We start from the raw sequence: 25293 nt of genomic DNA, 5'->3' as shown, positions 1-25293 counted from the left end.
CATTAGTTTAGACGAGCTTATCGAATATCACTAACCTAAGGTTCTTTCAACTACTTAACCTCAGCTCTGGATAAGCGAATTTGCCCAATAAAGCGATTTTTCTCACTCGCGGCGTTGCTTTCATTTGTAATAGCCCGCTATGACTGCATAAAAGCGCCTTGATATTGAACAAAATATCATCATTGGATTGTACGTAAGTTTGTTTTCAAAACATTTTCTATTCCAAAACCCTTATCCAAACCTGAGGTTACTTAACTTCATGCCTGTCTGTAAAAACAGCTCTCTGACTATTACCCATACGCTTCCATGTCTATGAGTGAACTGATAGTCTGTAGTAATAACAATTTTATATTTAGACCTGTATTCAGGTAACCGAATAACAAGAATAATTAAGGACCCCCAACCATGTTTTATAAACGCTTGTTAGCCCTCGCTATTAGCTTAGCAATGCAGACTGCGCACGCCAGTGAAGACAATGATTACATTATTGAACCACTCGCTAAGCCAAGCTCACAATCAGTACACCTCACATTAGACCCTAATAAAGATACCTTTAGTGGTATCAGCCGCATAGAGCTAAGCGTGCTAGAAGCGACTCATTATATTGAAATTAATGGGCTAGATTATGCTATTGAACTTGCAAAACTGATTGGCAATACAGAGTGTGATTTATCCAATACCATGCTGAAAACAGGCAAGGTAAGGCTGCACTGTGACCAACAGTTACAACCGGGTAAATACACGCTCACTATCAATTTTGATGCCCCATATAATCAGCAAAGCGTTGGCTTATATAAAACCATAGATCAAGGTAAAGCCTATCTATTTACACAATTTGAAATGAGTGATGCGCGCCGTGCATTCCCTGTGTTTGATGAACCGCAATATAAGATTCCGTTTCAATTAACCATCACAGCGCCGAATGCTCAAAAGGTATACGCCAATACACCGCTGATAAAAGCACAGAAAAACAAAACCAATACCACACACTTTTTCGACGTAACTCCCCCTATCCCCAGCTACCTAGTCGCTATGGCGGTGGGACCCTTTGAAGAAAAAGCCATCACAGGTATGCCAATTCCAGGGAAAGTGATCACGCCACAAGGTAAACTCGCGCTCGCAGATTACGCCATCGACAATATGCCCAAAGTCTTAAAGGTACTAGAAGACTATTTTGGTATTCCCTACGTTTATAAGAAATTAGATTCGGTGGCGGTACCTGAATTCCCCTTTGGTGCTATGGAAAACTCAGGTTTAGTAACGTACCGTGAAGATATACTGCTGGTTGATCCTAACAACGCAACGAGTCGCCAAAAGCAAACCAATGTATCTGTAATTGCGCATGAATTGGCACACCAATGGTATGGCAATCTCGTCACCATGAAATGGTGGAATGACTTGTGGCTTAATGAGGCTTTTGCGAGTTGGATGGCTGCTAAAGTGACCCAACAGCTCAACCCTGAGTTTAACAGCCATTTAGACTTGCCACAAAATTACGTTATGACACTCGATGCACAATTATCAACTAAACCGATCAGGAAACCCATTAAAACCGAAGCAGATATTATGGATGGGCTTGGCCTTGCATACAGTAAAGGGAGCGCCGTCTTATCTATGATCGAAAATTGGATTGGCGCCGACGCTTTCCAAAAAGGAATGCGTGCTTATATGAAAAAGTATGCCTTCAAAAATGCTGAAGCTGCTGACTTATGGCGAGAGCTAAGCCTCGCATCGAACAAAGATGTTGCAAGTGTTTTAAGTTCATTTGTAGAACAGTCGTCATTCCCACTCATTTCTGTGACTAAAAGCGGGAAAATGCTCACATTATCACAACAACGATTCGCCAATGCTGGCGTAGAGGCGCCCAAGCAGCTATGGAATGTCCCTGTCACCATCAAATATGGTAAAGGTGATAAAGTGGCTTCTACACAAATATTGCTCAACAAAGAATCACAAAGAGTACAATTAGACTTCGAACCACAATGGATTTATCCCGATAAAGGTGCATTAGGCTATTATCGCTGGATGTTAGAAGAGCAACAATTTAATACTCTATTAAAACATGCTAAAAGTGCCTTATCGGACAGAGAAAGGCTCGCCTTGCTTTCTGCAGCTGATGCGCTGCTTGATGCAGGTAAAATAAATGCAGGGCAGCTTATGGCTGCATTAGAACAATTTGCCAGTGACCAACACCCTCGTGTTGCAAGCAATGCGATTCGACTACTTCGGGCGCAAAAAAGTACCTTTAAAACGAAACAAAATGAAGAGTTTTGGCCTGGGTTCATTCGCCGGAGTATTCAGCCAGCCATTGCTCAATATGGCTTGACCTCGAAACCGCAAGAAATACCCGCCATTTCAAGTTTGCGTGCCATTGTTATCGCTCTACAAGGGTTTGATGGAAAAGATCAAAGCATAATCACAACAGCTCAACAACAAACCGCGCTGTATTTAACAGACTCGACAAAAGTGGATCCATATCTTGCGGGTACGTTCTTAAAATTGGCGGCCTATCATGGCAATGTCGATTTACTCAAAGCATACCAAAATGCTTTTGAGACAACTAAAGAGCCACAAACACGCACACACTTATTGGCTGCACTCAGTTATTTTGGTAGTAAAACACTGCAAAGCAAAGTACTTGATTATGCATTAACTGACAAAGTCACTCCGTCAGATTTAAGAATTATATTTTCAGGCCAAGGTTATACTGAATCTCGGAAAAAGCACTTCAGAACTTGGATATATGAAAACTATGCGGCCCTTAGTAAAAAAATGCCACCGTTCATGTTACCAACACTGCCTAGCTATACCGGAAATGGGTGTGAAATACATGATTTGAAAACAACCGAAGCATTTTTTAAAGAGAAAGTGTCTGCTGTACCTGGTTACCAACGTAGCTTAGAGAAAGTGAGTGAAAGTGTGCATACCTGTATCGCCCTGAAACGTAGGGAATTAGAGTCAGTGAATAAATTCTTAGCTCGATTTTAAAGTAAGTGGTGTAATAACAAGGCAAAAAATTCGCTATGTCGTTACTTTACATAAGTCGTTTAGCGCTAGAATGGTCAATACTTTACGCAATGACATAAAGGCCTCATAGGGGCCTTTATGTCATTTATATAAAAAACTGCGCTTTATACAGCTGATAATTGTTTGTACATAATATAACTGTCGATATACCCCAATTGACCATGACAATATCCATTTGGAATTGTGCCAATAATGTTATACCCCAGCTTTTGCCACAGTGTAATTGCCACTTGATTTGACGACACTACTGAGTTGTATTGCATTGCACTAAAGCCTTTTTCAACCGCAACCTCTTGTGAGTGTATACACATTTGTCTAGCAATCCCTTTACCTCTAGCATCTGCACTAACCATATAACCACAATTACTGATATGACTGCTTGGGCCCATCCCATTGGCTTTCAAATAATACGTCCCTAATATTTTCCCTTTTTCTTCAAAAACAAAGGCCACTAATGCGCTTTCACACCACAACGAAAATGCCTCATCGCAATTCATGCTCGGTGAAAATGCGTAAGTTTCTTGCGCTAAAATGATGGCCTCAAACGTAGGCCAAAACTCAACAAAATCTGACTTGGTCATGATTCTTATCATCAACTATTCCCTTTAAGCCTTATTTTCTATCTATTTGTCATGCATTATCGTTATCTAAAGCTAAATTAACCTCAGCTCTGGATAAGCGAATTTGCCCAATAAAGCTATTTTTCTCACTCTCGGTGTTGCTTTCATTTGTAATAGCCCGCTATTACTGTATAAAAGCGCCTTGATATTGAGCAAAATATCATCATTGGACTGTACGTAAGTTTGTTTTCAAAACATTTTCTATTCCAAATCCCTTATCCAAACCTGAGGTTAAATTAGATAAACCTAATGAATTCGGTCTTGTTATTATGTGTTTCGATAATCTCCCCAACTCCTGCTGGGTATTTACTTGATAAGTACTTTTTAGTACCAGCATACCATCTTCAATATAATAGTACGCCAATTGTTGCGCTAACTTTGCAAACCGTTGAGCTTCGTTTTGATTAACCTCTATAAACACACTTAACTCTCTATAAGTGAAATCTTTAGAGCAACCCCACAGCAAAAAATGTGTGTGATTAACATGTCTCAATAACGCTCGTTTAGCCCGTCCTAATTGATTGTTTTTTAGTTGGCCAAAATGCCCACCCAATGGATTCCAAATACTGATAACAGCCCCTTTTTTATTATTGAGTGAATGTAATAAAGGCTGCTTTCTCAAATAGCCAGAAAAGTAAATATCACAATAAACCTGCCATAGTTGGTTATCAATGAGATTTTGATTCCCCAAACTAGTAACCATACTGTAAAGCCCCTTGCCAGTTGTAGCACACTGCCATTATTTATTTACTCAAAGCAAGTCGAGCAGCCAAACCAACAAACAATATACCCAAAATACCATCGACATAACGCCCTGGCTTTATCTTCGCTGTAAATTGACTAGTGGCTATACTCACCATCCAGCTCACCATTACGTTAATCATTAACGTAACCATACTAAGTAATACACCTAATAACATAATTTGCGTCAATATCGGTGCTTGAGTATTGATGAATTGAGGTAAAAATAAGGCAAAAAATAACAGCGCTTTAGGGTTCAATAGATTATTTAACATGCCCAGTAAAAATAGCTGCCTCATACTTTTACCAGCATGCTTTGATACGTTTGTGCACGATACTCCAGCATTATGCCAATTTTTAATGAATTTTATCCCTAACCATAATAAATACAATGCGCCAACAAGCTTAATCATAACAGCTAAAACAGGAACAAGCTGCAACAGCTTAGCTAACCCGACCGCAACTAAAACACTTTGCAGCAACCCTGCTAAAAATATACCACCGGCAATGGCAGTGCCCGCTTTAAACCCCTTAATTGATGAATAACTCATTAATAATAACAAATCAGGTCCTGGCGATACTGCCAATAACAGACAAGCCCCTAAAAACATAGGCAACACCGAAACATCCAACACATATACTCCTTACTAGATAAATTATGCTAGCCAATTACCAAAAAAAGCGAAGGAATCTACAGATAAAGAATGACAAATACAAGCTTATGCTCATAAGTCGTTCACAGTGAAAAAGCATCATAATATTTACACTTGCAAAATTAAAATTACAAAAGTCAAGTTTTAGATTTTTAACTTTAGATACTGATTTAAGAAAACTTTAATATTTAAATCGTCTAATACTTAGCGCCATAGTTAACATTATTTCAATGTTAACTGGCCTTCACTCAATGAAAATTAGAAGGATATTTTTGTGAAAAATTTAGTTACTGCTGCGTTGACAAGCTTAGCTTGTGTGTTTAGTTTATCGTCTATGGCAACAAATGTAGATTTAGCATCAGGCTATAATAGTACCTCCGAGGTACTTGAATATGGTAGACAAGTACGGGCAGTCCAACAACAGCTGGCCAATGCTGGCTACGTATTGCAAAATTGCTCCGAAAATCAAATCAACTATTTTGTTCAACCAAGTGATCCATACTATTTTTATAGTGAAACCCACTGTATGTATTCTATACCTAGAGATACTGGCGGCATGTCTTTGCAAACCGACTATGCCAAGCTGTCTATGAAAGTCTACTACCATCAGGGTAACGCGCTGTACCATGAAGGTGACGTCACTGTAGGCTACTTTACTGTATATTAACCACTCACGATTTATAGGTAGTGCATCAACGCGATGCACTACCTTATATTACAAATCAGCTGTGTTTGTAACAGCAGATAACATTTTAATTTTCCGCACTGACCCAATAAATACGCATAGTAGTATGCATTCACACACTACCGAGATATTATTCACGTAGAACTTGAATATCCATGACCAATTGTGCCCAATTTCTCTGAACATTTATGTCATATGAAACGACAGTCTTATTTAAAGAGTGAAGCCGCTTTAATGCTGACATTTTCTTGAGTAATGAGTATTGTTGGTAATCTTCACTACGCAGGCGTTTAAGCAAGTCCAATTAAACATAAATTTGACTCCGTGGTAAGCTAGATAAAACACTCCAGTATGTCAAAAAACCGTTGTCATTTTTATGAGTTATTTCTCTTCCAGTTAACCAAGTGCCCAGAATATCAATGATGAGTACTCACCATTTGCCATAAGTGACGGTCGCAATAAGGATCGAGACAATAAACAAAGCGGATAAATTATAACTATCTGCTAACTAGCTGGAATGATAGTTCATTATGAGGTATCTATTATTGTACATGTGTCATAGCTTGAGGTAATGTAATTTACGTACGGCGTAAAACGACACACAGCACTCATCGCTTTAAGTGCTGAATTTAACAATACTATTTTTAGTGAGATTTGATCAAAGGAAATATCCCATGAAATTTAGCGAAGTTTCTGGCTATGATGTACCTATATCACTTTTATTAGAAGCTGATCCATGTGAACAAAGCATTCGCAAATACCGCGATGATTCATGGTGCTTTGTTTATGAGGAACGCGGCCAAGTGGTAGCAGCTTGCTTAGCAAAGCTGACATCACAAAGCACCGCTCAAGTGTTCAATATATCAGTCGAGCCCGACTATCAAAAACAAGGGATTGGCTCTGAGTTACTTTCTTTTGCATTGCAACAGATACGTACGAAAAACGTGACGCGCATTGAGTTAGGTACTGGTAGTTTCGGTTATCAGTTAAGTTACTACCAGCAACTGGGGTTTCGTGTCGACAGTGTCGTAAAAAACCATTTCCTCACACATTATCAAGAAGCCATTTTTGAAAATGGGATCCAACATAAAGACATGCTGATGCTCTATTTAGACCTATAATTACGCCTGATTAAATGTCTCACTTTACACTATTCGACTCTTTCATAGTCTCTGTACAAAGTGAGCCCTCCGCTAACATGACAAAAGTCGTTGGCGAACATTGATGTCCATTTTTTCGATTGCATAGCGCAGTGTTGCACGAGGGAATTGGGTAATATTACGCTGTATATAACCAATTACCTCATTTTGGTGATATTTTGCAGTTACTTTCAATAACCACCCAATGCTTTTTTGCACGAATTCATCAGGATCACTTAACAAGATATCGCAATTTTTAAACACTAGCCCTTTGTCTAATCGATATACCTCTTTACCTATTTTTCTTTCGATGAACTTTACCCAAACCACATTACTCGCGCGACGACACCAACAGACCTCTGAATGCACCCAATGCTGTGTTTGCTCTATCAAGTGAGGCCGAGACAACAAAAATAAATAAATGGTTTTAATGCATAAATCATCGACCATAGCCCAGTTACTCGCGTAATGCTCTAACCAATATTTAAACCTATCTAACAGGCGGTCATCATAGTGACGCTTTACAAATTTATTGAGCAACCCGAACGCGCAAAGCACTTCTTCATTGTACTTTGCATCCGCTAAAAGCGCTTCAACTATGGCTAACATGTCATTCGCGGTAAGATCGGCATAAGCTTGATGAAACTCATTAATCGTATACTTTATGTCTGCAGCATTTACGCCTAAGCATACAGCGCCATTTGGAAAGTAGCGTTCACTCGCGCGCGCTTTTTCCGCTGTAGCGCGTCGCATTAATGCACTTTTCACGTACAAAATATACGCGTGCATACTATCGGTGGCCATATTAGCTTTCCATCTGAGTCAATGATAATCTAAACCATACCGTAGCACATTGAATTATCAATGTAATAATCAGCGTCGCGGCATCAATGCGCAACAACAGATAACACCGCTCCTTTTGAACGATTTTTATGCATTACTAACCCAATATAAAGGCACACCATTATGAATATCACTGTGCGACGAGCCAAACTAGATGAATTAGAGTGGGTCAATAAACAATATGAGAGGATCGGGTTTCGGCCCTCTCAATTTAATGGTGAGGTGATTGCGATTGCACTCTTAGATGGAAAAAAAGTAGCGTTAGGTCGGCTACAGCGTATCGATAGTAGCAATGCCGAACTTGGTGGAATGTATGTGAATGAACATTTCAGAGGGCGTAAACTCGCAGAGAGTATAGTGTGTTTTCTATTGAAACATACGAAGCAGTACGAACATATTTATTGTTTGCCATTCTCTCACTTGGCAGACTTTTATCAACGTTTCGGTTTCCATTTAACCACCAACCAACAGATCCCAAAAGCGATAATCGAAAAGCACCAGTGGTGTAATAAAACTTATGAGCATGAGACGTATTTGTTTGAACTTCATCTGCCAACTTAAAGGAAAAGAGGACCATATCAATAAAGCCCTCTCTACTTTAAATATGTCTATAAATACTTCACCCACCGCAGTTCACTGTGATGCTTGAATTTAGCAAACGCTTTGCATGGCTTGTAAAGTAACCCTGTAAGGACCGCGGCAGTTAACCATATCAGTTCGATATTAGGAAACGCCAAGTACGGGGTATTATTGGCACCAAAATGTAACGTCGGACCAAAAATTTGAAACAGCACAAAATAGCTCAATAACAATACATATAAATGCACTATATAGAAGAATAATGGCACAGATCCAAATGTACGTAATACCTCACTTACTTTACCTTGTGCATTTTCTAGGTATGCAAGTAACAGCGCGCCCGCCCCCAGAGTAAAGAGTAAAAAAGGTAATGAGGGTGGGTACTTAGTGTAATTTAAAAATGACATAACCGACATCACCAAGGTATCTTGTATTTGCCAGTCTATTGCTTCCCCATACACATTAAGTGACCTTAAAATACATAGGCAAATCAAACACGCAATACCTCCAGCAATTAAAGTTTTTTGCCTCGTTGCAACATCAACAGATTTAGTAAATAACGGGCCTGACACATAACCAAGCACAATCACACCAATCCAAGGCAACACTGGATACGATGCTTTGATTTTTATAAACCCATCAGTTAGCAAATAACCTCTATCATGGAGTATGGTCCAAAGTGTATAGCCCATTTCATCAGGTAAAAATGTCACTGGTGAGAGCGCGTTATGCCCAAACACAATTGCGATTCCCAGCCCTATTAACCATATTCTAGGTAGGTAACTCAATACGGCCAGAGATATCATACTGACGCCAATCGCCCACATAACCTGCAAATATAATGTGTTATAGGCAGCAAACCACGAAAAGTTAATGATTGTCATTTCAAGTAGTATCAATAGCGCACCGCGCTTTAACAAAAAGCTCTGCACGGCTCGCTGTGGTTGATTAAAGGGGTTTTGGTACAAAAATGCTGATAAACCAGTCAGAAAGATAAAAATGGGCGCACAAAAGTGTGCGAGTAATCGAGTAAAAAATAACGTTGGATCCGTGGTTTGAATATCCATCGGATCAGCCACTTGGTGATGCAAAAAGAACCGCTCCCGAGCATGATCAATTAACATAATTACTATCACTAAGCCACGCAGTATATCAATCGATACTAACCGTTTATTTAATGTATTGTTTGTCATAACTGTAAAGGCGCAGTATTAGTACGCCCTGATCCTGTAATAATTTAGAATTGGTAGGTTATACTCGCCCGAAACTGCGAAGGCTGACCTGGCATAGTCCACAACGCTGAATATGAATTGGTATAATGGTGTTTATTCAGTGCGTTATCGATGTTCAGCTGCAACATAAACGCACTTGATAACGTTATATTCGCAAATAGATTGGTTAATGTGTAAGCTGGTAATTCATAGTCTGGGTTAATTGTTTCTCCTAACCTTTTTCCTACATGTTGTACATTCACACCAAAATCAACACCATAACCTGCAAACTGCGTGTAGTGACGCAATATCATGTTGTAGCTATGCTGAGGCACATTAATAAGTTGACTGTCGGCTGGAATACTCACTCCCCAATCAGTATTCACCATATCGTTTACCGTATGCGCATCAACATAAGCGTAACTACTCGTGAGTTCTGTATTGTTCGTCAATTTCCAAATAAAATCTAACTCGACACCACGACTTTGCGCTTCACCTAAGGCGGCACTAAAACCAGAATTTACCGGATCGGCCGTTAGAATATTCGATTTTGTCGCCCGAAAAAGTGTCAGCGTCAGCTCAACACCTTTATCGTTTTTTAGCCACTTAATGCCTGTTTCAAAAGATCTACTTTTTTCTGGTGCAAATGTATTGCCTAAATAGTCAGCGCCGGAGTTAGGCCTAAACCCTGACGAGTAACTCGCATATACATCGAAGTTATTGAATGCGCTATAGACGGCCCCAACTCTTGGACTAAATTCAGATTCAGTGTGTTCACTGCGCGTACTCGCTAAGTGGTTTTCAACGGTTTGTTTAAATCGGTCAAATCGAGCACCCAGTAATACCTGAAGTTTGTCCGTCATATTCACTTGATCTTGAAAGTATATCCCCCATGCATCTTGCTGCTCTAAATAATTGACCGTTGCAGCTAGCTCCGGCGCCACTTGACCATAGACTGGATTAAACACATTCACACTATATGTCGTCTCCCCAGCACCCCATGCTACTCTAAAGCGTTGTTGGTGTGTCTCGAGCTCATAGTCATATATATCAGCACCAAACATTAGGTTATGGGTATATCCAAGCATAGAAAACGCACCGCTTAGCTCCGCACGGGCTGAAAGGTCAGTCGCATCATAATCTCGATATCTGCGCTGTCGATTAACCGTTTGACCATCGACATAGAGTAGCTGTCTACCAGGAGACAGCTCAGTGTCTGATGAGTACCCCTCTAAAGACGACTCTCTTATACCTACACCGGCATTGGCTGTCCAAACTGCATTAACCTGGTGTGATATTTCTAATTGATGACCAATGGCATCAACATTCATTGCCCCATCATGTGGCTCACCCAAAAACCGACTCGACGGGAGGTCTAAATCAGGTAGAACAGGTATACCACGGTCAAAAGGAATGGCTTGATTTGCATACTCCAGTTCATAAGTCAGTTGTGTACCTTCACTGACCTTAATTAAAAAAGACGGTGTTAGTGCCACCTTCTCAGTGGTAATCGTATCTCGGTAGCTATCTGATTTTTCAAATGCACCATTTACTCTGAATGCCGTTTTATCATTAACCCCATTTGTATAATCACCTTCGAGACGTTGATAATCATGCTCACCCAGTGACAACTGTACATAGCCACTTTGATCAAATAATGGCTTCTTTGTGATCACGTTAATTGTGCCTCCAGGCTCACTTCTACCGTATAACGCAGAGCCTGGGCCTTTTAACACCTCAATTGCTTGTATGTTTGACACATCACGTAAACCACTATAGCCGCGACCCGCACTGAAACCATTTATTAAATAAGCCGATGGTAAATTTTCATCGCCCGCAAAGCCTCGTATTGCGAAACTTTCCCATAAGCCACCAAAGTTATTTTGTGTCGAAATAGCACTTACCTGATTAAGCGCATGTTGAAAGTTATTAATGCCGAGAGAGTCTAATTGCTCAGAGGTAACCACTGACACTGATTGAGGTAACTGCGCAATATCCACGTTGCCACGGTACGCTTGTTTCTTACTTATGACTTCAATCAACTCCATTGACTGGGTCTCATTTTCTGCAAACGCCACGCCAGAAACAAGCATGCTTACGATAAGAGAGGGTAACCGTTTTTTCATTGTATAATTACTGCTATGTTATATTATCGCGACATACTAATTGCTACATTATAACATTTCAAGTTTTTTGCTTTATCCCATCAATGCACGGTACACCCGTGTTAAGTAACCTCAGCTCTGGATAAGCGAATTTGCCCAATAAAGCTATTTTTCTCACTCTCGGCGTTGCTTTCATTGTAATAGCCCGCTATTACTGCATAAAAGCGCCTTAATATTGAACAAAATATCATCATTGGATTATACGTAAGTTTGTTTACAAAATATTTCCTATGCCAAAACCCTTATCCAAACCTGAGGTTAAGTATTTAATTCTGAAACCTTATTTTGTTATCTCCATCGTTACTCTATGCAACAACCAATTGCAATCATAAATTAGCGATAAAAAAACCCTTGCTAGGGTTACCTAGCAAGGGTTTTATCATTTATGCAATTGCCTATATTACGATGTTACTTGGTTCTTCGTCGTAATAATGCAGGAAACAGTAATATCAAAATTAGCAGTGGTATAGATCCGCTGCTGGCTGTTGATTTTACTTGCCCCGTTTCAGGTAACTCAATTGGTCTACTTTTTACCAAAACAGCAACACTACCTGTACTTTGCGCACCATGGGAGTCCGCAATAGTGTAACTAATAAGTACTTGCCCCGCACCACCAGCAATGGGCTGATAGCGCAGTTTATTGGCCACAATAGAGACATAGCCCGTACCCGTCGTAGCACTGCGCAGCACTAACCGATCTCCATCCACATCAGTATCATTCAACAGTACGTCAATGGTTGAAATTTCATCATTAAACACTGTAATACTATCGTTCACAGCCGTCGGGGCATGATTCTGCGAAAGCGTCTTAGCGATTACGGTTACCAGCACCTGTGCACTTGCAATCGCACCTTGTCCATCACTTACCGTATAAGAAATTGTATCATTGCCGATAAAATCAGGTGCGCTTTGATACTGAAGACTTGAATCACTATTAATATGAACAGTGCCAAGTTTTGCACTGGCACTAATGACAGTTAATACATCATTGTCGATATCTGTGTCATTGCTCAGTACCATAATATTTGTATGCTGGTTAACCTTTACTTCAGCCTTATCATCTATAGCGACAGGAGCAGCGTTGTTGTTCAATACAACCCCAACACCTCCTGGGTCGACAACTTTACCATTAACAACACCATCAGCATCATATTGACCGCCATCAACCAAAGTTAAACGCACACACCAAGCCCCTTCAACTAACCCAGGCTGCCAATTGCCATCGTTAACTGCAGGACAATACCCTTGCTGACCTGGTGCCGAGTGCAACTCGTTGCCCCCTTCTGATACAAAGGTAACCCACTCTTGTTCAGGTAAGAATTTTCGATATAGCGCATTGGCCGGAATAGCCGACTGTAAAGGTAGCACGATTTTAACTTGCTGCATGCCAGAAGCAATATTTGCCACAAAGTCGAAAATTCCGCCATGATTAACCATCGTTTCATCAATGGATATTTGTGGACTATTTTGAATTTGCTCATCCGTTAACGCGGCACTGGCGCTACCAAGACTGGCGCTTCCCAAAGAGATACATACTCCAGCTTCCACTTCGATTAAACCCGCTTGCCAGTCACTTGTGTTCGTTGGTAAAACATGACACGGAGCATCAATCGGATCTAGATAATTAGGAATGCCATCTCGGTCATCATCTGCAAACCCTTCCAGCGCGTCATTGATCATATCACCATCAGAGTCTTTCGACGCATCAAGTGCAGGCGCTGCAGCAACAACTTTAAAATACACACTTTGTGTATCAGACAATCCACCATTATCCGTTACAACCGCATCTACTTGATAGGTACCTGGCTGAACTGATGCAGGATCAATGCTGACTTCATTAAGGACAGAGGTATCGCCCGCTAATCCACCCGATAGACTCCAAGTAATAGTATGGGTATCGTCAGGGTTTTGATCTTTTACAAGTGCTTGAACGCGAATAATACCATCCTGCTGAGACATCACTGTACGCGATTGCGTTGCTTGCACCATACTCAAAGTCACAACAGGCGAAAGGTTTGACTCTGAAATTGAAATTGTATGTGCTATTTGCGCACCTAGATTCGCATTCTCGGCATCGAGTGTAATAACAATGGTTTCATCAGTATCAACCAATTCGTCTGGTAATACATCTATTTCAATATCAACTTGCGTGCCCTGAGTAATAATGACCTCAGTCGCAACTGTATTAAAATCATCCTCGTTAGCGGTACCTGTCAATGTGTAGCTAACCGTGACTGGATACTCAAAATGTGTACCACTCAATAACACAGGGATCACAGCCTTTGTCCCCTCAAGTGTTACCTGACTTGGTGACGCAAAGCTCAACAATGGCCTCACATTCACATGTTGCACCGCCTCAGAACAGACATTGTCAGCGTCACATGCTTGCCATTTTATTTGATTTGCACCTGAACGTAAAAAGTGACTATCGAGGCGCTGCACTCCTATTGCCTCACCGCTTGAGTTAACTGCAGTTGCAACCCCAGTGTCAACTTCTGTAAATTGCCCTACAGCATTCACTGTCATGGGGGCAGGGACTATAATTGTTGGGGTTAAGTCCTGAACTAGCGTGATTTCCAAAATGGCGCTATCTTGACCACCAAACCCATCAGACACAACATAACTTACTTGTGCGGTACCATTAAACGAGTCGGTTTTTGTAAACAAGATGTGGTTATTCTCTATCACAGCCGTACCCACATCTGTGCGCACTTCTGCAATTGTCAGCGTATCACCATCCGCATCGGTATCATTAGCAAGTACAGAAACAGAAATTGACTGCTCGCCCAAATTAAGCGTCGCCACGTCGTTGTGAGCAATCGGCGCTATATTGAGCGTGCTAATAGTCACTTTAACATTTGCAGACGCTGACTCGGTCCCATCCGAAATATCATAACGAATAGTCGCGGATCCCGTATTCAATGCGCTCGCTTGATAAATTAGCTTGCTGCCTTCAATACGCACAGTACCGGTATCAGCGATTACTGAAGTAATCGTTAGCGCATCTCCATCCACATCAACATCATTTGCCAATACATCAATTTCAGTTTCCTTACGTGCTGATGCTGTTGCAATATCATCATTTGCAGTTGGTGCATCATTCACAGCCACAACATTTATCGTCACACTCCCCGTCGCAGAGGCTCCTTCAACATCCTGTACATCATAGCTAAGTCGCACTTCACCATGGAAGTTGTTGTCTGGTGTAAAGGTAATCATTGCTTCAGAGTAGGTCACAACGCCTCGACCTGATAACACCTTTGCTCCTGTAATTTTTAGTGACGATTTAACTTCATCAATATCATTACTTAATACCGCGAGTATCAGGTTTTGATCTTCAAACGTGCTGGCGATATCATCTTTGGCAATCGGCGCATCATTCACCGCCGCAACATTTATCGTCACACTCCCCGTCGCAGAGGCTCCTTCAACATCCTGTACATCATAGCTAAGTCGTACTTCACCATTAAAATTATTTTCTGGTGTAAAGGTAATTGCTGTTTTTGAATGAGTTGCGACTCCTTTTCCTGACAATACATTGACACCGGTAATTTGCAATAACGCCTTCGCTTCGTCCTGATCATTATCCAAAACAGATAATATAACATGCTGATCTTCTAAGGTACTTGCATTGTCATCATTGGCAACTGGCGGTGCATTTTTTGCTAAAACAGTTACTGTTAGAGTCGCCGTTGAAATTGCGCCATTACTATCACCAATAATATAGTTAATAACGGCTTCACCTAGAAAGTTATCAATCGGGATAAATGAAACAACCGGCCCAGAGAAACTCACACTGCCAGAACCCGATACAAGCGTTGCCGAAGTCACTCTTAATACATCCGAATCCGGGTCTATATCATTTTCGAGTACATTAACGTTCGCCGTTTCCCCTTGCTTTATAGATGTTTTATCATCGTTTGCTGTCGGTGCTTGATTTACCGGTAACACAACCGCGGCTAAATCAAAGTCTGCAATAACAGGATCATGATCCGATGAGCGATAAGGTGTTTCACCAAACCACTTTGTTTGCTGGGCATCCGTTTTATTTTCAGTGTTATAATCAAGGGCGGTCGCTTCATCAGCATTGATATGCCAGTGCATCACTTGTGCCACACTATTAAGTGTTGTATTTGCAGTTAATAAGTGATCTAAACTGCCTGCAATACCACCATAATAATATGAATAATTATTGCCTGTTTCTTTCTCAACACTTAAATTAGCAAAACCTGCATCATAAAATGCCATCATTGGGTCTTCATATGCGTATGCATTAAAGTCCCCTAAGATTGCGTATATTGGCTCATCAACAGTCTGTATAGCCAATCGTTGCGCCATAGCGATAGAAACATCTGGTGTACTAGGTTTTACCTCTTTTCCAAGCCGTTTCAATAGTGTTTTTGATGCCAACACTCGTTGACCATTGCACGCCCCTTGCACATCATCGTCCATGTCAGCACCACAAGATCCTCCTTTAGAGCGGAAATGATTCACAATTACTTTGATTTCTTTGCCACCGTTAAGCGGTTTGAAACTTTGCATCATAGGTGGGCGATGTGCTTTGGTTTGTTCATCAAAAGGGGCATCTGTTACGACCTCTGGTATACCAACAGGAAGGACTCTATCACTTCGGTAAATAAGCCCAACGGTTACCGCATCAGAGCCAACCTTTTCTAATTTAGGGTTAATGAAACGCCATGTGTGTTGTTTGTCTCGCTCATTTAATCCGTCAATCAGATTTTGAATTGCACTGTTGCTGCCATACCCACTGTTTTCAATTTCCATTAACCCGACAACATCGGCATCCATTGCTGTAATAGCACGAATAATCTTACTTCGCTGGCGCTTAAACTCTTTCTCATTACTTGCACCTCGACCTTTAAAGTCAAGGAAGTAATTCAAAACATTAAAACTTGCGACACGAATATGCTCTGATGATTTACGGTCAAACGGTTTACTGCGTCGTGCATTCACATTTTCAAATTTTGGTACGCTGTTCGGCAATAGTTTATATTTTCCGAACCCATAATGGATAACACCGCTGATACCGGCTACATTTGCCCCTGAACGAAGCGGTTTGTCTGCACTAAACTCTGGATAATAACTGATACTTTCCGGATTTTGTTGTGTAGAATCATCATCAACTAAGAGTACATTTCGGGCGTTTAAATCGGCAAGCGCTTGACGCTTAGGGTCATTTTTCGGGAACTTATTCGTCGGTTGTATCCGCAGGCCTTTAGATAATAATACCTCTCCATATCTGGTGAAATTATGGCTCAAAGTAACATGGAGCTTCTGGGGTAACGTCACCCACATGCCTTCTAGAGACTCTTGATCAAAATTTTCTGCAAACGGTAAATTTACGGCCGTAGGCGTTACCATCGCTAGCGCATTGGTAGCACAAGTCGTAATATTTCCTACCTCGACTAATTGAGTGAGATCATATTTTTCCGCCACTTTAGCCGTAAACCTGATCTGCTGCCCAGGAGTCACTTGCGTGGCTGTATGCGCGACAAATATACCTTCAGATGTTGCGTCACTTTTGTCTTTTTGCTTATCTTCTTCTTGTAAAAAGAAGCCACCATGTTGACCTGCACCTTGGTAACTTGCCACCACAATGCCTTCAACAATCACACCTTTATTAACTAGTGGACTGGTACTCTTAGCACCTTGAATTTCACTTATCAGCGTCGCCCTATCGCCACATTGACCAAGTTCAATTGGTGATGTACCACTGCCACTACATGCAACTACCCCACTACACCCTAAGCCATCAGCCACATTTTTTTCAAAACCTTGCCATTGGACACTCGGATCAAACGCATCAGATCCGTTAACGTCACCTGCAACAATACCCACTTTACGCCGCAGTGTTCTATCTTTTGTCGAGGTATCACCAGTTCCCCAGCTGCTGCCTGGATCTGTGCCCAACTGACCAAAAACATCCGTTATTTTATCATCCACCATAAGGACTAAAGTGTCATCACCATTGAAATAAGTCACTGTGCTCGTGCTATTTTGGCGGCTTTTTATTTCATCATTCGCACCACTATTAACAATCACATGACTTGCTTTATCAACTAACAAGCCTGACAGGCTCTGTGTACGTAAGCCACTTGTTGACAAAGGCTTGCCATTATCGGCTAGTACAATTTTAACTCGGCTTAAATCAAGCGTGCTACCAGTGAAGTTTGTGATTTCAATCGCTTTATTATTACTACTGCCTTCAATATATTCAGTAAAAATTACATTCGTAGCTGGCGTATCATTACTCACCAGAATTGCAAAAGCGCCAAGTTCAACCGCGGCTGTATTGCCATCTGTAACACTTATCACAATCCCGCCATAGTTGCCTTCATCACTTTTTGTCGGTGTACCTGTCAGCTCACCTGTCGTTGTATTGAAGGTTGCCCAGCTTGGTTTATTAACAATACTAAACGTTAACGTATCGTCATCTACATCATTTGCTGTAGGAAGAAAGCGATAGACTTGATTAATTAATACGCCGGTATTCGGTATGCCCGAAATAGTTGGAGGGTGCTTAATGGTCTTTGGATCAACAACATTAATGGTAAACGCAGCTAAGTTTGCACTTAACGCACCATCACTCACTGAGATTTGAATATTTTGGTATGCCGCAATATCAGCTATTCCAGGTGTGCCGGTCAACGTACCTGTTACACTATTAAAGTTGGCCCACTTTGGTTTGTTAGTGACTGAAAATATTAATGTATCTCGGTTTGCATCTGATGCTGATGGCGTAAATTGATACGCACTACCCGCACCAATCTCAAGCGTCGGCGACCCACTGATAACCGGGGCCGTTTTCCCTAAAGTTGGGCACGTTTTCGCAAACAATGTTTCGGCAAATTCAGCATTATCTACAAATGGGTTACGATTACCTTGTTGTTCCACAATACGCTGATGGCGTTCGCGCTCAAACGTATCAATAGGGTCTTGACGGTGCCATTGCATTAAATTACATAGTACCCCCAATGTTGCAGATTTACTGCCACTAATGGTATTTACAAGCGTTAGATCTGGCATATTGCCATCGGTACCATCATACCTTACCGCCATATAAAACATCATTCTGGCAGCATCCCCCTTTACGGCATCCCGTGGCTCAAAAGAGTCATCATCAGTAAAGTTACCTGGCGCATTACTGACAGGCGCGCCGCCATCATCGTAGTCTTTATTACTGCGGGCTGAATTGACTTTCACATTGGTCGGGCGTAAATGATGAATATCAGTATACCCAAATTGGTTTTGTTCTGGAAAACCATGTGACTTTGGCCAACTATGCTCTCGGTTCCAGTCAGTTGTACCACCACCATTGGTGTTTTTGGCTTGACTGCGACCGGTATAAAACAAAATCACATTATTGATATTTGCAGGGTCTTCATCAGTATACTTAAGCGCATCCCATACTTGTGTATAGGTCATTTGTTTTTGCCCTTGCCGTGCAATCAAAGCGAGCGCCGCTTCAAGATCAGGGCCCGATTTACCTATTGCAGTCGCATAATATTGATTGTAATCATAGTTACTGCCCGGCTTATCAGTTACTGAAATAGAAAATGCGGGAAGACTTTGCGCGGTATTGTGACCATCAGCAACCGAGATGACAATATCAGCGTACACGCCCACTTGCGACTCATTCGGTGCACCGGTGAGTTTACCTGATTGCGTATCGAACGAGGCCCAAATAGGCTTGTTCTCAATCGCAAATACCAGTGTATCATTTTCAATATCCGTGGCATTCGGTGTAAAGCTATATGACCGAGTCGCTTGAATAGACGACAACGGTGTACCTGTAATTTTTGGTACATCATTTGTCCCTGCTGGCCTAACAAGTATAGAAAAAGATGCAAGTGCATCAGATGCAGTGCCGTCGTTCACGGTGATGACAATATTGTTATAGTTGCCAATATCGCCCGCCTTAACCTCTCCTGACAGCCTGCCTGTACTCGTATCAAAATCAGCCCATTTTGGCTTGTTTTCAATACTAAATGTCAGCGTATCATTATCGAGATTAGTGACATTTGGCGTAAAATCATAACGACTATCTGCATTGATGATTGTTTTTGCTATACCGCTGATTTTCGATGGTATATTGCCATCACCACCACATGCAGCAACGCCAGAACAACCGAGCCCATCAAAGGTGTCTTTGGCAAAGCCAACCCACTCATTAGCTGGGTTAAACGCATCATCAGATATCAAATCACCAACGAGTATACTGCCCTTACGGCGCAAGGTTCTATCCTTGGTACTTGTGTCACCACTCCCCCAGTTTTTACCCGGATCGGTACCAACTTGACCAAAACTATCTACAATTTTGCCATCTAACAATAAAGTTAAGGCATCATCACCATTGAAGCTGGTTGCATTGCTCGTCGCATTACTTAGTGCTTTTAAAGCATCGACGGCACCCCCATTGGTTAATACATGACTGCTTCCTGCTGCCAAAGTACCAGTTAGGGTAATTGGCGTTACATCAGCAAACGCTTTACCGTTGGTTGTTAACGCAATTGACACTTTACTCAAATCAATACTAGATGTACCAACGTTAGTAATTTCTATCGCTTTATTACTACCGCCTCCCTCCACATATTCAGTGAAAATAACATTGGCAGCAGCGTGACCTGCCGTCATGCTGGAACAAACTCCCGCTATAATATAGCGCCTTAAATGTCGCAGTCGCCCGCGAGCCCGTGTGTAGTTAAACATAATATTCCCGTGTGTGTTATCTCTTTGGTTTTGTTAAAATTATTTAAACCGAGACTTTTAGCCTACTTTTTATACAAAAAAGCCCATCTGACAAATGGGCTGGGAATATAATAATCTATTATGAAATTATTATTAAAATTAAATTAATTACTCAGTTATTTTTAGCAACAAAAACAACCCAAGTCTGTTAACAAAACACAGAACGTTGAGTTAAAAAACTTACGACCAAACCACCGCAAACAATTGATTTAAAATACAAAAATTAACACAGCACGAAAAACCAAGATTAAGTACCTATTAAAGACAAATCAATAACAATTAAAAAAAACAAAATTAACACAAAAAATAAACACCAGAAACAAATTACATACACCATGGAACGGTTTAATTTTCACATTCATTTACATTTAGAGTGAAAATCAGACAAAACTTCAATAGGCTTTACCCAAATACATACTCCCTGTGATTATTTTCCCACTTGCACACACCCACTTTCAATTTTTCCTAATTAGTTCTAGTTCCAGCCAGTATTTCTTCCAAAAACCAGTATGATGTTAACCACGATATACATAAGCCAACAAAAGCACTTTAAGCAACGCATATATTATATCTGTTAGGAGATACATTTATGTTCATCGATTACGTTAATTCCCCCCTAGGTATGATTGAATGTGCATCATCAAACCTTGGGCTAAGACATGTCATATTTTGTGGGGATGAAATTAAACCTAAGAATAAAAACCATATAACACAAACAAGTATACAGCAGCTCACAGAGTACTTTAGCGGTATGCGCAATGCCTTTACCGTACCACTTGACCCCATCGGCACGGCATTTCAACAGCAGGTATGGGCCTCTCTTGGCGCAATTCCATTTGGCGAAACTCGCTCCTATTTAGATATTGCCAAACAAGTGGATCGCCCAAAAGGCGCACAAGCTGTCGGTGGTGCTAATGGCAGAAACCCGATCAGTATCATCGTGCCTTGCCATCGTGTTGTTGCTAGTAATGGTGCGCTTACTGGTTATGCCGGTGGTATCGAACGAAAGTTATGGCTGTTAAAACATGAAGGCATAAATGTTAAAGACTCGCGAGAGAACACACAGTTAGATATAAAAAATGTGATTACAAAGCGCCAATCAAAAACACAGTACTTAAAATAATTGAACGTCACTGAGCACCATTCGCACTTTTTTCTCTGTATTTTGCATATATGGCACGTAACAAAAACGTTGTTGCTAGCACACGTGCCATTGCTTCCTGGTTATGGTGCTATCACAACCCATTACGACAACCCCAACTTATCATCAAGTATAAGAAATCATATTTTTCACTACACTCCTGTTAGTATGTCGTTGTAAAATAAATAATATAATGCAAAGAACACTCTAAATTAAGGTCAAACACTATGCGGGTACTCATCGTTGGCGCTGGAATTGCTGGATGCGCATTATTCCACCGCTTAAAGTCACATACTATTGATGTTGATATTATCGAAAAATCGACCGTATTAACCAATGAAGGCGCCGCAATTTGTTTACCTGCTAACGCTATGATAGAGCTTGATAAATTAGGTATGTCAGACACAATTATCAAATGCGCCCATCAAGTAAATTCCATTGAGTATGCCTTAGCGGATGGCGAGACATTGGCCAAAGCATCGCTCATGGAAGCGCCATTAAGCAAGGGCCCTTTTGTCGCATTAAAACGTGATGAGTTAATGCGTATATTAAGGGCCGGTATCGCTGATAAGATTCAACTTCATACTTGGCCAACAGATATTCAACAAACTGAAAATGGTGTATTCGTCACATTGAATCACGGGCCCTCAAAAACCTACGACCTTGTAGTAGCTGCCGACGGCATAAACTCTCAGGTTAGGCAAATGGTGCAGCCTGACACGTCTTTATTAAAGCATAAGGTCACTAATTGGCGCTTTATTGCATCGGCACCATCCGACAACTTTCAGCCCGTGTATTATGTCGGTAATACCACGTTATTCATGATTTACCCAATCAGTAAGGATGAGGTGTACTGCTATGCGCATGTAACTGACACAGCAAAAACCTATTACGACATGCCAACGAAAGAAGCGTTATACAGCCTTTTTGCAAACTATACCGCGCCGGTCTTGCACTGCTTGAATACCATGCCATCTAATGAACACATTATTCGTGGAGAGCTAAAAAGTGTCATGAAAACTGACTCGGTGTTTCAAGGTGTCGTTTTAATAGGGGATGCATTACATGGCTGCCCGCCCAGTTTACAACAAGGTGCCGGTATGTCACTGGAAGATGTTAATTGCTTGGCTGACCAAGTGATCAATCACTTAGATAATTTGCCACAAGCTCTGTCTAATTACGAAAAAGCACGCGGTGCCAGAATAGCTTGGACAGTCAATGAATCAAATAAGATAATTAAACTTGCAGGGCTTGGGGAAAGCTTTATAGGCCGTTTAGTCAGAAACTTTATCTTGCGCCGTAAAGGGCCTGCAAATGTGGTTGGTTGGAGAAAACTGCTGGCAGATGAGTGACCTAAGTAAACTCCTAGACCCCATCAATCATGCACCGCTTAAAATAAAAAGGCGGTGCTTATACATTTTACAGGTTAATAACCGGATAACACGGTCACACTATCATTGAACTTGCCGCCCACTCCAGTGATCATCTTACATCCATCTAACTGCCTGAGTTTACTGCTGCTACGACGAATATGATTGTATGACGAAACATATGCGCCATTGGCTGAATACACTCTAATAATATTGTCGTTACCCGTTAAAACATGCACCTTACCACGCTCATCGACGGTGATACTTTTTGGCCCATTTAAATCCTGTAATAACTCAATACCGAACTCACCAATATTCCCCACCTTTTGCCCATAAAAGTCGAGCACTGTAATTTGGTGATGGCCATATTCAATAACGTACAGTGATTGCAGCTGTGTATCAATTGCAAAATCTTTTATTGCCTGCAGATTGTCTGTTAAAGGAAGTTTGCCTGTACGTTCACCCGCCAAAGAAAATACACTTATTTCTTTCGATTGCTCAAAGTAAACATAAATATGTTGTGCATACCGACGAATGATCCGCGGTTTGCGCTGCACTTCTATGGTTTCACCAGTTGGGGTTACAGCAATCATTGTAGGAAAAGCGATGTTAAGGTCTCTTAACTTCGCGATAGACATACGTTCTGTTTTATCATCCCCTGAAATAGTCTTTTCATTAGCATTAGCATGCATAGAAAGGCCAAATAAACCAGCTGAGCATAGTGCTGAGGTTGTTCTTAAGAAAGTGCGACGTTCCATAGTGAAATTTTATTATGTTTATAATAGGTGGATTATTACATAAATTAGCTACCAACTGAATTACAGGGCATTACAGGGCTAAACGAGCATTATCGTAACGCTTAATTTCACATGATTCTGATCTACATTTTTAGTTGATAACACTGTAATTCACAACAATACCGTACACTTCCTTTGTCCGTAAATCTACAGCCTTTAACACGCTTTGCTACGCTTTTTATTAAGCTGCTTTTTATTCAGCTGTATTATCACTTTTATAAATATAAGTAAGTACCAAGTATTTTTACTTTTCCAAACAACTTAGAAATTAACACTTAAGTTTTTCAAGCTGCTTTAATAAATAAAGGCAAGATTGCTTATATGTAAGACTTTTTATGTACGGGGTATAACTCAGTAATAACTTGAGAAGATGCAATACATTAAAATCATCGTTCAAACCTAAGTGCGAGATTAAGTAGCAATCGAAAAACAACAAAATTCATATAATATTTTCATGGGAGATATTGCAACTTAAAATGAGCTTACCCTCCTATAACTCAGTACAGCCACCTCTTAGCTATTAAAAACAATCAACTCTAAGAAAATGATACTTAACACATCTATGTAATATTAATGAAATACACGACATGTATATTTTATACAATAAACAAATAACATTAATAAACGGAGTTAATATGAAGAAAAGCATTGTGTTTTTTGGTTCATTATTGTGTTCAATTTCATCTTCACTGTATGCCGCACCCGATCCAATATTTATCGGTGGAACTAAATATGTTTTAACAGATACTGACTTTAGTAGAGAATCCGATGTAGCGCACGAATGTATTTTTCCAACATCACCATGCGGGTTATTCTATGAATACAATATCACAATACCTGTCGTGGCTGATGCGGAGTACGATCCCCAATTTGATGCACAAAGACGATTAACGTTCGATGTCTTTGCACACTCAGGAACTGGACGATTTGATTTTACTGTTCGTTGTGGAGATTATGGAACCAACAACTATCTAAATATGAATCAATGGAGAACCACCTCAGCGCAACTAACTCGCACATTAAATACATTCGGTCGGTGTAAAGAGCTAAAAGTAAGCGCTCAAAGCTATGGTGATGAAGCGCATGGAGTGAAGCCTAGTTTCGATATGTTTATCTATATTTCTGAAGCCTTAGATTAAGGTTAATATCTGATTTTTTATCACAATATAAACATTAATTATTTTATTCCATAAAAAATCAAATAAATAGTGAGTATAAAAAGCGCTGTATCGCGCTTTTTAACACGACTGAAATCTATAGAAAATAAATAAAATCTATAAAAACAACTTAAACCTATTATTCCCATCACATTGATCTGGCTATCTAAAATTCACATACTCACAGAAAACCATGCAACCCTAGTTTAATTTATTGTCTAAAAAACCAATTAAAAAACATATCAAACAAAACAAATAAGGAGTGTGTATGATGCTTGTGTGTGGGGGGCGGTTAAAAAACACAAACCTGAAAACAATTAAAAACCCCTTTATTTAAAACCATATTAAAGCACAACTTATACTAATTAATGTAAAAAATGCCTTACACCCCCCATC

The 25293-nt window shown here is 40.5% G+C and carries 15 protein-coding genes; 7 read left to right on the top strand and 8 right to left on the bottom strand.

The annotated features are described in order from the left end of the window. Positions 1-405 precede the first annotated feature (405 nt). A complete protein-coding gene (locus J8M01_RS07500; protein WP_211057568.1) occupies positions 406-2988 on the top strand; it encodes a M1 family metallopeptidase in 2583 nt (860 codons plus the stop codon). Positions 2989-3131: 143 nt separating this feature from the next. On the opposite strand, the gene J8M01_RS07495 is transcribed toward J8M01_RS07500, so the two are convergent. The 3 genes from J8M01_RS07495 to J8M01_RS07485 form a co-directional block, all read right to left on the bottom strand. Further along, on the bottom strand, positions 3132-3620 hold the full coding sequence (locus J8M01_RS07495) for a GNAT family N-acetyltransferase (RefSeq protein ID WP_210998620.1): 489 nt from the start codon (positions 3618-3620) through the stop codon (positions 3132-3134). A gap of 190 nt (positions 3621-3810) precedes the next feature. Then, positions 3811-4350, bottom strand: a complete 540-nt coding sequence (locus tag J8M01_RS07490) for a hypothetical protein (protein WP_211057567.1) — start codon at positions 4348-4350, stop codon at positions 3811-3813. A gap of 40 nt (positions 4351-4390) precedes the next feature. Further along, the gene (locus J8M01_RS07485) at positions 4391-5023 is read right to left on the bottom strand and encodes a LysE family translocator (RefSeq protein WP_211057566.1); all 633 of its coding nucleotides are present in this window, start codon (positions 5021-5023) and stop codon (positions 4391-4393) included. A 292-nt stretch (positions 5024-5315) separates the two neighbouring features. Here J8M01_RS07485 and J8M01_RS07480 point away from each other — a divergent pair, with 292 nt between their 5' ends. Together J8M01_RS07480 and J8M01_RS07475 are read left to right on the top strand one after the other, a co-directional pair. Continuing rightward, positions 5316-5708: a hypothetical protein gene (locus J8M01_RS07480; RefSeq protein WP_211057565.1), complete on the top strand. Its 393-nt coding sequence runs from the start codon at positions 5316-5318 to the stop codon at positions 5706-5708. Between the two features lie 692 nt (positions 5709-6400). Further along, entirely contained in the window at positions 6401-6847 is a 447-nt protein-coding gene (locus tag J8M01_RS07475) for a GNAT family N-acetyltransferase (RefSeq protein ID WP_211047985.1), read from the top strand. A gap of 72 nt (positions 6848-6919) precedes the next feature. Here J8M01_RS07475 and J8M01_RS07470 read toward each other — a convergent pair whose 3' ends face one another. After that, positions 6920-7669, bottom strand: a complete 750-nt coding sequence (locus J8M01_RS07470) for a DNA alkylation repair protein (protein ID WP_247671045.1) — start codon at positions 7667-7669, stop codon at positions 6920-6922. Between the two features lie 162 nt (positions 7670-7831). Here J8M01_RS07470 and J8M01_RS07465 point away from each other — a divergent pair, with 162 nt between their 5' ends. Further along, a complete protein-coding gene (locus tag J8M01_RS07465) occupies positions 7832-8269 on the top strand; it encodes a GNAT family N-acetyltransferase (RefSeq protein ID WP_211057564.1) in 438 nt (145 codons plus the stop codon). Between the two features lie 47 nt (positions 8270-8316). Here J8M01_RS07465 and J8M01_RS07460 read toward each other — a convergent pair whose 3' ends face one another. The 3 genes from J8M01_RS07460 to J8M01_RS07450 all read right to left on the bottom strand — a co-directional run bounded on the left by J8M01_RS07460 (position 8317) and on the right by J8M01_RS07450 (position 20318). Further along, a complete protein-coding gene (locus J8M01_RS07460) occupies positions 8317-9480 on the bottom strand; it encodes a heparan-alpha-glucosaminide N-acetyltransferase domain-containing protein (RefSeq protein ID WP_211057563.1) in 1164 nt (387 codons plus the stop codon). A gap of 44 nt (positions 9481-9524) precedes the next feature. Next, positions 9525-11624, bottom strand: coding sequence for a TonB-dependent siderophore receptor (locus J8M01_RS07455; protein ID WP_211057562.1), 2100 nt, complete (start codon positions 11622-11624; stop codon positions 9525-9527). A 447-nt stretch (positions 11625-12071) separates the two neighbouring features. Continuing rightward, on the bottom strand, positions 12072-20318 hold the full coding sequence (locus tag J8M01_RS07450) for an ExeM/NucH family extracellular endonuclease (protein WP_211057561.1): 8247 nt from the start codon (positions 20316-20318) through the stop codon (positions 12072-12074). A 703-nt stretch (positions 20319-21021) separates the two neighbouring features. Here J8M01_RS07450 and J8M01_RS07445 point away from each other — a divergent pair. Next, positions 21022-21555 carry a methylated-DNA--[protein]-cysteine S-methyltransferase gene (locus tag J8M01_RS07445; RefSeq protein WP_192509518.1) on the top strand — a complete coding sequence of 178 codons (534 nt, stop codon included), beginning with the start codon at positions 21022-21024 and terminating at the stop codon, positions 21553-21555. Between the two features lie 245 nt (positions 21556-21800). After that, positions 21801-22925: an FAD-dependent monooxygenase gene (locus J8M01_RS07440; protein ID WP_211057560.1), complete on the top strand. Its 1125-nt coding sequence runs from the start codon at positions 21801-21803 to the stop codon at positions 22923-22925. Between the two features lie 74 nt (positions 22926-22999). Here J8M01_RS07440 and J8M01_RS07435 read toward each other — a convergent pair whose 3' ends face one another. After that, positions 23000-23701: a hypothetical protein gene (locus tag J8M01_RS07435; protein WP_210998018.1), complete on the bottom strand. Its 702-nt coding sequence runs from the start codon at positions 23699-23701 to the stop codon at positions 23000-23002. 674 nt (positions 23702-24375) lie between these two features. Between J8M01_RS07435 and J8M01_RS07430 the strand changes: the two genes are divergently transcribed. Continuing rightward, positions 24376-24879, top strand: coding sequence for a hypothetical protein (locus J8M01_RS07430; RefSeq protein ID WP_192509515.1), 504 nt, complete (start codon positions 24376-24378; stop codon positions 24877-24879). Positions 24880-25293 lie beyond the last annotated feature (414 nt).

The organism is Pseudoalteromonas sp. MMG005 (assembly GCF_018101015.1).
GTDB lineage: Bacteria > Pseudomonadota > Gammaproteobacteria > Enterobacterales > Alteromonadaceae > Pseudoalteromonas > Pseudoalteromonas aurantia.
Note: the sequence above shows the minus strand (reverse complement) of the source record. Positions and strands in the feature narration are given on the sequence as shown.